Raw genomic sequence first — 12,663 nt, 5'->3', positions numbered from 1 at the left:
TCAGAAGGACTACTTGGGCAGCATCACTTTGTCGATTACGTGAATCACGCCGTTGCTCTGCTTCACGTCGTACGTGGAAATGCTGGCCGTGTTGCCCGACTCGTCGGTTAGCACCACGTTGTTGGCGCCGTTCATCATGGCGGTGAGGGTGTTGCCGCTCACAGTTTTCAGGGTAGCCTTGCCTTTGCCGGCTTTGATGGCGGCCATAATGGTTTTGGCGTCCATGTTGCCGGCTACCACGTGGTAGGTCAGCACCTTGGTCAGGGTGGCTTTGTTCTCGGGCTTCAGCAGGGTTTCTACGGTGCCAGCGGGCAGATTTTCGAAGGCATCGTTCACAGGAGCAAACACGGTGAAGGGGCCTTTGCCTTGCAGGGTCTCCACCAGGCCAGCGGCCTTCACGGCGGCTACCAGGGTGGTGTGGTCTTTCGAATTAACGGCATTCGAAACGATGTCCTTGTTGGGGTACATCGCCATTCCGCCTACCATTACGGTGCCGGGCGTCATCATGGCTTGAGCCGAAACCGAGGAGGTAGCAGCAGCGCTGAGGAGGATGGCAGCAGCGAGGGAAAACAAGGTCTTTTTCATCTTTATAAATAAATGGTTGGATGTTTTGAATGATGACCCACCTACGCGGCTGGTTCGGGCAGCGGATTGCATGGGGTATAAAATTTTCTGAAGGGGAGGAACTTTGGGGTAACCTCCTCCCTAGCGGAACCTGACGCGGGGAACCTCACCCCCTGACCCCTGCCGGACACGGCCCCGGTTCGCTTGAAGCGCGAAGCCAAAAAAGAGGGGCACCGGTTTGTGAGGATGTAGCGCGGACTTTGTAGTCCGCGTCCCTAGCGGATGCCCGAACGATGGTAACGGCGCGGGGACGCGGACTACAAAGTCCGCGCTACATCTCGTCTGGCTCCCCTCTCCGCGGGAGAGGGGTCATACCCGGTAGGGCTGGGGCCGTGCCCGGTAGGGGTGAGGTTTCCCGCATAAGGCGACCCCACCAAATAGCCCATTCAGCCAAAACATTTGCCCAGCTTGCTGCTTGCTGCTACATGCGCCTTTTTACCCTTCTGCTTGCCCTTCTTTTCGTCGCCTTCAGCACCAGCGCCCAAAACGTTAGCACCGTAGCTGGCACCGTGCGTGACCGCGCCACGCAGGAAGTCCTGCCGGGCGTGAGCATCACGCTGGAGGGCACGGAATTCGGAACCGCCACCGATGCCCAGGGGCGCTACCGCCTCACGGGGGTGCCGGCTGGTTCCTACAACCTGCGCGCCACCTTCGTGGGCTACGACCCGCTCATTCGCGCCAACATTGCGCTGAGCACCGGCAACGTGAACACCCTGAACCTGGAGCTGAACACCGTGCCCCAGGCCCTGGGCGAAGTCACCGTGACGGCCAACCGCGCCATTCGGGTGGCCACGGCCGAAACGCCACTGAGCGTGCAGCGGCTCACTACTGAGGAAATCAAGAGCAACCCCGGCGGCAACTTCGACATTTCGCGGGTGGTGCAGAGCCTGCCCGGCGTGGGCGGCGGGGGTAGTGGCGGCACGGCCGGCTTCCGCAACGACATCATCATCCGGGGCGGGGCGCCCAACGAAAACGTGTATTACCTCGACGGCATCGAGGTGCCGGTCATCAACCACTTCTCCACGCAGGGCAGTGCGGGCGGGCCGGCCGGCATTCTCAACGTCAGCTTTATTGAAGACGTGACCCTGAGCAGCTCGGCCTTTCAGGCGCGCTACGATAATGCCCTGAGCGCGGTGCTGCAGTTCCGGCAGCGCGACGGCAACTCGGAGCGCATTCAGGGCAACCTGCGCACCTCCGGCACCGAGGTGGCAGCTACGCTGGAAGGGCCGCTTACGAAGAACACGACTTTTCTGGCCTCGGCCCGGCGCAGCTACCTGCAGCTGCTGTTTAAGTTGATTGACTTGCCCATCCGGCCCGATTTCTACGACTTTCAGTTCAAGACCACCACCAAGCTGTCGGACAAAACCACGCTGACTACGCTGGGGCTGGGCGCCATCGACCACTTCGAGATTGTGGCGCCCAAAAACAGCTCGCCGGAAAAGGAGTACGTGCTGCGCTCCAACCCCACCAACGACCAGTGGAACTACACCGTGGGCGTAAACCTGCGCCACCTGGTAGAGAACGGCTTCGTGAACGTGGCCCTGAGCCGGACCCAGCTCTACAACTCGGCCGACCAGTTTGAGTACGGCTTCAAAGGCCAGGAGGAATACCGCAAGCTGGGCGCCCGCGCCAACGAGATAGAAAACAAGCTGCGCGCCGACGTGAACAAGCGCGTGGGCCGCTGGCAGTACAGCTACGGCGCCGTGGGCCAGCTGGTGCACTACGACAACAACCTCTTCAACCGCCTGCGCTCGGAAGTGCGCGACGCCAACGGTGCGCTCCTCAGCCCGGCCGTGACGGTACGCTTCAAAACCGACTTGGATTTTCTGCGCTACGGCGCCTTTGCCCAGGCCACCCGCACCTACGGTGCCGAAAGCCGCCTGACGGTGTCGGCGGGCGTGCGCACCGACGGCACCACGGCCCTCACCGAAGGCTACCGCTTCGACCGGACGCTCTCGCCACGGGTGTCGCTGTCGTATGCTCTGCGCCCTACTCTGAACCTGAACGCCTCGCTGGGGCGCTACTTCAAGATTCCGCCCAGCACCATTCTAGGCTTTCGCGATGAAGCGGGCACCCTCGTGAATGCCGGGGGCCGCTACATCCGTTCCGACCACGCGGTTGCGGGGCTGGAGTGGCTGCCGGGCAAGGCCACGCGCTTCACGCTGGAGGGTTTCTATAAGAAGTATGCCAACTACCCGGTGTCGGTGCGCGACGGCATCAGCCTGGCCAACCTGGGCGGCGACTTCAACGCCATTGGCAACGAGGCCGTGACCAGCACCGGGCAGGGCCGCGCCTACGGCACCGAGGCCTTTTTCCAGCAGAAGCTTAGCGGCAAGCTGTTTGCCATTGTGTCGCTCACGGCATTCCGCTCCGAATTCACGGGCCGCGATGGCATTTACAAGCCTTCGGCCTGGGATTCGCAATTTCTGGGCTCGGCGCTGCTGGGCTACCAGTTGGGGCGCGGCTGGGAGGTGGGCGCCAAGTACCGCATAGGCGGCGGCTCGCCCTTCACCCCCTACGACGAAGCCGCCAGCCGGGCCAGCTACCAGGCCGTGGGCACGGGCGTGCTCGACTACAGCCAACTCAACACCCGTCGCCTGGGCGGCTTTCAGCAGCTCGACCTGCGCCTGGACAAGAAAATCAGCCTGCGCCGCCTGAGCTTTGACTTCTACGTGGACGTGCAGAACGCGCTGCTCACCAAGCCAGTGTCGCCGCCCATCTACACCTTCGAGCGCACCGCCGACAATGCCGGCTACCGCAGCACCGACGGCCTGGCTGTGCGGCCGGACGGCGGCAATGCTATTCCCCTTTTGCTGGGCGACAACGACGCGCTGGTGGTGCCGACGGTTGGGTTTATCATAGAGTTTTAGCGGGGTCCCGGCCTTGGGCAAGGAGCGCGGCCTACCCCCTGGGAGGAGTGCCTTTGGCTACGCTAAGCATCGAACAGCGCTGGCTTTCACCGGTGCCGGTTTTGGGTTAAACGCCAAGCTAGTGCCGGCTTCAATGCTGTGTTTTTTTAGTGCCGAAGTGGCGTTGGCGGGCGCCCTGGCAGCGGGTTATTTACTGTAAGAAAGAGTTGTATTTCAGGAAGAAATACGCTCTGTAAGCTGCTCAGGAGCTTTAATGGATTTTAAGGAAAAATTAATTCCAAAAAAGTTCAATCTAACTGCATGTCGTTACCGTAGTTCTTGCAAAGTCCCCCGCCATGCCTGGCGGGCGTTCTACCTGTTCGTTCACTTTTCCATTACCATACCAAGCAAGCATGAACATAAAAATACCTTCCACCGAACCCGGGCTATGGCGGCGCACCTCCAAGGTGCTATCCTCCGCGGCGTTGACCATGGGCCTGCTGGCCGCCGCACCAACCGCCGAAGCGCAAACCGTTTATGGCTTAACGCCAGGCTTGACGCCAGGTGGGGCCGGGCTCGTGACTTTTAACGCTGCAACCATCGTTCTGGGTGGCACTCCGACGCTGGTGCCCATTACCGGCGTAACGGGGGGCCAGGTGCTCGTGGGCATCGACTCGCGCCCTGCCACCGGCGAGCTATTTGCCCTGGGGTACAACGGCGCTGGCTCGGCTCAGCTCTACACCCTGAACCCCACTACCGGCGTGGCCACCACCGTGGGCGGCGTGCTGCCTCTGGCACTGGGCGCGGCTACGGAGCGCATTGGCTTCGACTTTAACCCCACCGTGGACCGCATCCGAGTCACGAGCAGCAACGACGCCAACTTCCGCCTGAACCCCAACAATGGCGCCTTGGCCGCCACCGACGGCGCCATCAAGTTTCCGGCGCCTTCTACCGACAACCCCGTGGTGGGCTCGGTGGCTTACACCAACAGCTTCCAGGGCACGGCCAGCACTACGCTCTACGACATCGATGAGAGCCGCTCGACCCTCTACATTCAGAACCCGCCCAACGAAGGCGTGCTATCGGCCGGGGTGGCCATTACCCGCAGCAGCAGCAACCTGCTGACCGCCGCCGACCAGACGGACCTCGACATCTACACCGACCCGGTGAGCCGCACGCAGAGCGCCCTGCTCGCCGTGAATTTCGCAACGAGCCCGCTGGCTACGGCGTTCTTCAACTTCGACCTGGCTACGGGCAACGCCTCGCTCATTACCAGCGGCTTTCCCGGCCTAATCATCAGCGACATTGCTTTTGCCATTGACCGCACGGCGCCGGCCCCCAACGGCCAGCTGCTGTATGCCGTGAACACCAACAACGCGCTGCTTTCGTTCTACTCGGGCACGCCGGGCTTCATCAACACGGCCGTGGGCATCACGGGCCTTACGGCTGGCCAAGCGCTGGTGGGCACCGACTTCCGCCCCAATACCGGCGAGCTGATTGGCATGGGCTACGACGCCGCTACGGCGGGCGCCAACTCCCAGCTCTACACCATCAACCTCACCACGGCGGTGGCAACGCCGGTTGGTCCCGCCATCCGCCTCGAACTGGGCGGCGCTAACGATAACATCGGCTTCGACTTCAACCCAACCGTTGACCGCATTCGGGTGGTAAGCACCAACCGCGCCGACTTCCGCCTCAACCCCAACAACGGCGCCCTGGCTGCCACCGATGGCCAGCTTACCTACGCCGCCGGCGACATTAATGCTGGCGCCACGCCCCGCATCGGCTCGGTGGGCTACACCAACAGCTTTGCTGGCAGCACCGGCACCACCCTCTACGACATCGACGAGGCCCTGAGCACGCTGGCCATTCAAAACCCACCAAATGCCGGCACCCTCAACACCGTGGGCACTACCGGCCTGGGCATTGCGCTGAACCAAGCCAACGCCCTGGTTGACCTCGACATCTACTTTGATGCCAGCGCCTCGCTGAACCGCGCCTTCCTGACGGCCAACCCCGGCGGCGCTACCGCCAGCAACCTCTACACCCTCGACCTGGCTACGGCAGCCACCACGCTGGTGGGCACCATCGGCCTGGGCATTCCGGTGCGCGACATCTCGGCGGTGCTAGCCCCTACTGCTGTGCCCAACAGCACGGCGGCCCTGACCGGGCGCCTGCTCTACGGCGTGGCCGGCGGCAACCTGGTTTCGTTTGACTCGGGCAACCCCAGCGTTATTCGCACTGCTGTAAACATCACCGGCCTAGGCGCCGACCAAGTGCTCGTGGGCACCGATTTCCGGCCCGCCAACGGCATGTTGTATGCCCTGGGCTATAATGCGACCACCCAACAGGGCCAGCTCTACACGCTGGAATATACCCCAGGCCCAACTGCCGGTGCTCTGTCAGCGGTAGGCAGCCTGCAGGCCATGCCTCTGGGCGCCACGGCCGGCAACATTGGCTTTGATTTCAACCCCGTGCCCGACCGCATTCGCATCACCTCGGCCTCGAACCAGGCCAACCTGCGCATGAACCCCGCCGATGGCACGTTCATCACGGATGGCACCCTGACCGGCGCGGGCGGCACGCCCACCCTCTCGGGCGTGGCTTACACCAACAACGACAACAACCCCGTCACCGGCACCATGCTCTTCGGCTACGACCAGGCTCGCAATGTGCTGCTGCGCTCCACCGATGCCAACCTCGGCACCTACGTAGACCAGGGCCCCACCGGCATTTCGGTGGCCAACGGTGTGGAGTTTGACATCTTCACCGACCTCACCAACCCCGCCACTCCCACCAACACGGGCTTCCTGGCGGCTTCGCTCACCGGCACCACCACCGATAACCTTTACACCATCGACCTAGCCTCCGGTGCTACCAGCTTGCTGGGCCGCGTGGGCAACGGCAGCGCCCTCACCGGCCTGGCCGCCTTCCTCACCCCGGCTCCCGTAGTGGTAGCGGGCCTCACCTGGACCGGCGCTGTGAGCACCGACTGGGGCACGGCCGGCAACTGGTCGCCCGCACAGGTACCCACCGCCGCCGATAACGTAACCATTCCGGACGTGGCCAATGACCCCGTGGTCAGCAACGCCCAGCAGGCCAACGGCGTTACGCTGGCCAGCGGCGCCACCCTCACCACCGCCAACGGCGGCACCCTCACGCTCAGCGGCAGCCTCACCAACAACGGCGGCACCACCCTCGGCACTGGTACCGGCACTGTAGCCTTCGCCGGCGCAGCGGCCCAAACCGTGAGCGGTACCACTACCTTCTTCAACAACCTCACGGCCGGTCCCGCTGGCCTCACGGCCGCTGCGCCAGTGCAGGTGCAGCGCGTGCTGCTGCTCAACGGCAACCTGACCTCGAACGGCAACCTGACCCTGCTCTCCAACGCCACTGGCACTGCCCACGTGGTGAACGCCAGCGGCACTGTAGCCGGCAACGCCACCGTGCAGCGTTACATCACGCCTACGCTGAACAACGGCCCCGGCTACCGCCACTACTCGGCCCCGGTAAGCGGCTCGACGGTGGGCGACCTTACCACGCCCGGCTTCACGCCGGTGGTGAACCCGGCCTATAACACCGCCGCTGTACCTAACAGCGTGACGCCCTTCCCCACGGTATTCGGCTACGACGAAACCCGCGTGAATACCAGCGGCAGCCCTGCACCGCAGGACTTCGACAAAGGCTTTTTCTCGCCCAACGCCCTGAGCGACGCCATGGAAGTGACCCGCGGCTACACCGTGAATGTGCCTGCTTCGCAGACCGTGGACTTCGTAGGCACCCTGAACAACGGCACCTACAATGCCTCCGGCCTGAGCCGCGGCACCCAGTCCGAGTCGGGCTACCAGCTGCTCGGCAACCCCTACCCATCGCCCATTGACTGGGACTTGGTAGGCCGCACCAACGTGGACGCCGCTGTGTACGTGTACCGCTCGACGGGCCAGTACGCCGGCACCTACTCGACCTACGTGGCCGACGGCACCGGCACCAACGGCGGCACCGACCAGATTCCGGTAGCCCAAGGCTTCTTTGTGCGGGTGAGCACTCCCGGCAGCAATAATGGCCAGGTTTCCTTCGCCAACGCTGCCCGCCTCACCACCTACGCGAGCCCCATCTTCCAGCGCAGCGCCGCCACGGCTCCCCTGGTGCGCCTCGACCTCCGCGGCGCCACCGGCTCGGCCGATGAAGCCGTAGTGTACTTCGACGCCGCCGCTACGGCCGGTTTCGACTCCAGCCTGGATGCTTACAAGCTGGTGGGCGGCAACGGCCCGCTAGTAGCCAGCGAAATTGCCTCGCCCCTCACCGCCCTTTCGGTGAACGCCCTGCCCGCCCTCACCGCCGCCGACGTAGTGGTGAACCTGCGCCTGCAAGCCGGCCAGGCTGGCACCTACACCCTGCGTGCCGCCGAGCTGCTGCGCCTGCCCGCTGGCACTTTCGCCTTCCTGCGCGATGCCCAGACCGGCGCCCGCATCGACCTGAGTACCCAGCCCGAGTATAGCTTCCAGCTGGCCACGGGCGTGAGCACCGGCCGCTTCTCGCTGCTGCTCACCCAGCAGGCCGTATTGTCGAACGCGCCAGCCGCCCTTACTCAGCAGGTATCGGTGTTCCCGAACCCGGCCCGTGGCGCGGTGTCCATCGCGCTGCCCGCCGCCCTGGCCCGCCAGGCCACGGAAGTGCAGGTGATAAACGCCCTGGGCCAGACCGTGCTGCGCAGCACACTGGCTGCCGGCAACACCGCCCGCACCCTCTCGCTGGACGGTGTAGCCCGTGGCGTGTATACGCTGCGCCTGCAAACCGAGCAAGGCACTGTGAACAAGCGTTTGGTAGTGGAATAAGCTCCGCTCCTGCCTTTTGCTAAAAAGCCCCGTCTGCGATTTGCAGGCGGGGCTTTTTTTGCGCACGCGGCTCACCTCACCCCCTGACCCCCTCTCCAAAAAAGAGGGGGCACCGGTTCGTGAAGACGATTCCGCAACGGGCATTTCCGGTGCCCCCTCTTTTTTGGAGAGGGGGTCAGGGGGTGAGGTTGACGCGGAGGGCGAACCAAGGCCTACCAAGCTGCACACTATCTGTCGCCTCAATTTCTACCCCGAAATGACCTCCCCCGACCAGCAGCAGTTAACGCATGCGGTGGCCGCGTAAGCAACAAGGCTCCGGCGCGTCAATCCGGAGCCAGCGGCGCCGCCTTGCCGCAAGCAAAAGCCCCCACCCGTCGGCTGACGAATGGGGGCTCGGTACCAAGTGTAGCGACTGGCGGCCAGCTACCAGATGACCACCCGGTCCTTCACCGGGCGCCACATTTTATCGCCTTGCTTGATGTTGAAGGCCGTGTAGAACGCGTCCAGGTTCGAGAGAGGCCCAACTACCCGGAACCGGGCGGGGGAGTGCGGGTCGGTGAGCACCTGGGTGCGCTGGCTTTCCTCGCGAGCCTTTTGGCGCCAGATGGCGGCGTAGGAGAGGAAGAAGCGCTGGTCGGGCGTGAGGCCGTCGATGAGCTGGGTGCCCTGGCCCTGCGGCGTTTTCTTGAACGCCTGGTAGGCCACCGTCACGCCGCACAGGTCGCCGATGTTCTCGCCCAGGGTGAGCTTGCCGTTGACGTGCAGCGTATCGAGGGCCACGTACTGGCTGAACTGCTTGGACAAGGCCGTGCCCCGCGCCTGGAAGTTGGCCAGGTCTTCCTTGGTCCACCAGTTGCTGAAACGACCCTGCGCGTCGAACTGGCTGCCCTGGTCGTCGAAGCCGTGGCTGATTTCGTGGCCGATAACGGTGGCAATGCCGCCGTAGTTGACCGCGTCGTCGGCCAGGGGGTCGAAGAAGGGCGGCAGCAGGATGCCGGCCGGAAACACAATCTCGTTGTTCAGCGGGTTGTAATACGCATTCAGCGTAGGCGGCGTCATAGTCCACAGGTCGCGGTTGACGGGCTTGCCCACCCGGCTCATGTTTTCGCGCAGCTCAAACGCCGTGGCGGCTTTCACGTTGCTGAAGTAGTTCGGGCCAATCTGGAGGGCCGAATAATCGCGCCACTGGTCGGGGTAGGCAACCTTCCTTCTGACGGTGCTCAGCTTTTGCGTAGCTTTTTCTTTGGTCGCCGCCGTCATCCAGCTGTTGCTCTTGATGCGCTCGGCAAAGGCCGTGACCACGTTTTGCACCAGCTCGTTCATCCGTTTTTTGGCGTCGGCCGTGAAGTATTTCTCCACGTACACTTTGCCCAGGATTTCGCCAAGCTTGGCATCGGTAGTCGCCACCACCCGCTCATTGCGCGGGCGGTTCTGGGTTTGGCCCGCCAAAGCCGTCGAGTAAAACGCGAAACTGGCCTCCGCAAATGGCGCGCTCAGGTAGGGCGCCGCGCTGCTGAGAACCCGTACCCGCAGGTAATCTTTCCAGGTGGCCAGCGGCGTGGCCGTGAGCTCTTTGTTGAGCCCGTCGAAAAACTCGGGCTGGCCCACGATGAACTTAGCAGGGGCCACCTTCAGCTTCTGGAACGTGGCGCCCAAGCCTAGCAGCGGAAACTGCTGTTGCGCTTTGTCCAGGGTGTAGTAATTGAGCTGCTTCTGAATGTTGCGGTTTTCGGTGGGCGTGCGGGCCCCCGCGGCCAAGCGGGTTTCGAGCGCCAGGATGGCCGCGGCCCGGTCCGCAGCCTTGGGCGTGCCCGACAGCTCCAGCAGCTGCTGCAGGTAAGCCGTGTACTTGGCCCGGATGGCCACGCCTTTTGCGCTGGCGTCGGTATAATAGTCCTTGCTGGGCAGGCCCATGCCCCCCTGGCCCATGATTACAATCTCAACATCGTTGCTCATTGGGTCGGCCAGATTGCCCAGGTTAAACAACGGTGCCGTGCCCATGCCCAAGCCCGAGGCCAGCTGCGTGGCGGCCTCGGTCGCGACGCCTTGCGGGGTGCTGATGGCCTCGATGCGTTTCAAATCGGCCTGCACGGGCTGAAAGCCGAGCTTGTCGATGGCGGCCGTGTTCATGCCGCTGTTGTAGAAGTCCTGCAACTTTTGCGCGTCGCTGCCCGGCTTGTTTTTCTGGGCGGCCGTGGACGTTATCAGCTCCTGCAAGCGGGCCCGGGTCTTGTTCCGCAGAATCACCCCGTTGCCCCACGACGATTCCGTGGCCGGAATCTCGTTGGCTTTCAGCCAGCCGCCGTTGGCGTAGGCGTAAAAATCGTCGCCCGGCTTCACGGCGCGGTCGATGGTGGTTTGGTCCAGAAAGACCTGCTGGGCTTGTGCCCCCACGGCGCTGCCGAACACCAGTAGCGAGGAGAGAATAAAGGTTTTGTGCATACTAGCAGAGTTTGTATAAAGTCGAAATATATATTAATTTTTATCAAATTATTTGCAAATTTTTTATAGTCAAGGCCTAACCAATTACAGAAGCATCCCCACCCCTACCTTGCATCCCATCCACGCCGCCTCGTCTCCCCCTCTCAACCGGAGAGGGGGCCGGGGGGTGAGGCGCCCCGCCCGAACATCAAAAAATGACCTACCCCGACTTCGCCGCCCGCTGGCAACCCGCCGGCGGCGCCGAGCGCGCCAACTACGGCCTGTTTCTGCAAGACCTCTGCGACCTCCTCGAAGTCCCGCACCCCGACCCCACCACCGATAACCCTGCCCACGACCAGTACGTGCTCGAGCGCGCCGTCACCTTCGCCGATGGCCCCAAAAAGAGCACCGGTCGCATTGACCTCTACAAGCGCGGCTGCTTCATCCTCGAAACCAAGCAGGGCACCGACACCCCCGACCAGCAGCAGCGGGCCGAACGCGCCGAGCTGGGCCTCGCCCCCGAAACCCGCCGCAAGGGCCACGCCCAGCGCGGCACCGTGCGCTGGGAGCAGATGATGCAGGCCGCCCGCCAGCAGGCCCTGGGCTACGTGCGCGCCCTGCCGCCCGACGAGCCCCGCCCCCTCTTCCTGCTGGTGGTCGACGTGGGCTACTGCCTCGACGTGTACTCCAACTTCGCCGGCGTGGGCGACGCCTACCAGCCCTTCCCCGACCAGCCCCGCTTCCGGCTGCCGCTGGCCGCCCTGGCCGATGAAGCCACCCGCCAGCTGCTGCGCCAAATCTGGACGGAGCCCCGCGCCCTCGACCCCAGCCGCCGCGCCGCCCGCGTTACGCGGGAGCTGGCCGGGCGCCTGGCCCGCCTCTCGGCCCAGCTGGAGCGGGCCGGGCACCACACCGATGCCGTGGCCCAGTTTCTGGTGCGCTGCCTGTTCACGATGTTCTCCGAAGACACCGGCCTCATCCCCAAGGCCAGCTTCACGGGCATGCTGCGGCAGTACGGCACGCCCGAGCTGCTCGAGTTCCTGCCCGATGCCCTGGCCACGATCTGGCGCACCATGGACACCGGCGGCTTCTCGCCCGACCTCAAGGCCCGCCTGCGCCGCTTCAACGGCCAGCTTTTCCGCGAGGCCACGGCCCTGCCCCTCAACGCCGCCCAGGCCGCCCTGCTGCTGCAATCGGTCCAGGCCGACTGGACCGAGGTGGAGCCCGCCATCTTCGGCACCCTGCTCGAGCGCGCCCTCGACCCCAAGGAGCGCCACAGCCTGGGCGCCCACTACACCCCGCGCCGCTGCGTGGAGCGCCTGGTGCTGCCCACCGTGCTCGAGCCCCTGCGCCGCGAGTGGACGGCAGCACAAGCCGCCAGCGCCCGCCGCCTCGACGAAGGCCAGCCCCGCGAGGCCCGCCAGGAACTGGTGCGCTTCCTCACTCGGCTTACTTCCTTGCGTATTCTCGACCCGGCTTGTGGTTCGGGCAACTTCCTCTACGTCACGCTCGAACACCTGAAGCGGTTGGAAGGCGAAGTGCTGGCCGCCATCAACGCCTTCGGCCACACCGGCCTGCTCGACCTCGGGGGCGGCACCACCGTGAGCCCGCGCCAGCTGCTGGGCCTGGAGCTGAACCCGCGCGCCGCTGCCATTGCCGACGTGGTGCTGCGCATCGGCTACCTGCAGTGGCACCTGCGCACCCACGGCATCACCCAGCTCGCCGAGCCGCTGCTCGATACCTACCAGAACATCCGCCAGCAGGACGCCGCCCTGCGCCACGACGCGCCCACGCCCCGCCTCGACGCCCACGGCCAGCCCGTCACGCGTTGGGACGGCACCACCCGCCCCTACATACGCACATTGCTTCCGCCTCTTAGGTACCGCCTACAAGTCTCGCCTATGAAGCCTGTCAAAAGGCGATTAGTCCTCTGA

The 12,663-nt window shown here is 64.2% G+C and carries 5 protein-coding genes; 3 read left to right on the top strand and 2 right to left on the bottom strand.

Annotated features, from left to right (window positions below):
• Positions 1-9: 9 nt before the first annotated feature.
• On the bottom strand, positions 10-585 hold the full coding sequence (locus BMZ66_RS09255; RefSeq protein WP_092671501.1) for a fasciclin domain-containing protein: 576 nt from the start codon (positions 583-585) through the stop codon (positions 10-12).
• A 464-nt stretch (positions 586-1,049) separates the two neighbouring features.
• Between BMZ66_RS09255 and BMZ66_RS09250 the strand changes: the two genes are divergently transcribed.
• On the top strand, positions 1,050-3,494 hold the full coding sequence (locus BMZ66_RS09250) for a TonB-dependent receptor (RefSeq protein ID WP_092671498.1): 2,445 nt from the start codon (positions 1,050-1,052) through the stop codon (positions 3,492-3,494).
• A gap of 392 nt (positions 3,495-3,886) precedes the next feature.
• Positions 3,887-8,308: a DUF4394 domain-containing protein gene (locus tag BMZ66_RS09245; RefSeq protein ID WP_177204663.1), complete on the top strand. Its 4,422-nt coding sequence runs from the start codon at positions 3,887-3,889 to the stop codon at positions 8,306-8,308.
• Between the two features lie 423 nt (positions 8,309-8,731).
• Here BMZ66_RS09245 and BMZ66_RS09235 read toward each other — a convergent pair whose 3' ends face one another.
• Positions 8,732-10,750 carry a M13 family metallopeptidase gene (locus tag BMZ66_RS09235; RefSeq protein ID WP_092671489.1) on the bottom strand — a complete coding sequence of 673 codons (2,019 nt, stop codon included), beginning with the start codon at positions 10,748-10,750 and terminating at the stop codon, positions 8,732-8,734.
• Positions 10,751-10,944: 194 nt separating this feature from the next.
• Between BMZ66_RS09235 and BMZ66_RS09230 the strand changes: the two genes are divergently transcribed.
• Positions 10,945-12,663 carry a type IIL restriction-modification enzyme MmeI gene (locus tag BMZ66_RS09230; protein WP_234795047.1) on the top strand — a complete coding sequence of 573 codons (1,719 nt, stop codon included), beginning with the start codon at positions 10,945-10,947 and terminating at the stop codon, positions 12,661-12,663.

Origin of the sequence: Hymenobacter arizonensis (assembly GCF_900115775.1) — a bacterium.
Lineage (GTDB): Bacteria > Bacteroidota > Bacteroidia > Cytophagales > Hymenobacteraceae > Hymenobacter > Hymenobacter arizonensis.
This window is presented reverse-complemented; position numbering and strand designations above follow the sequence as displayed.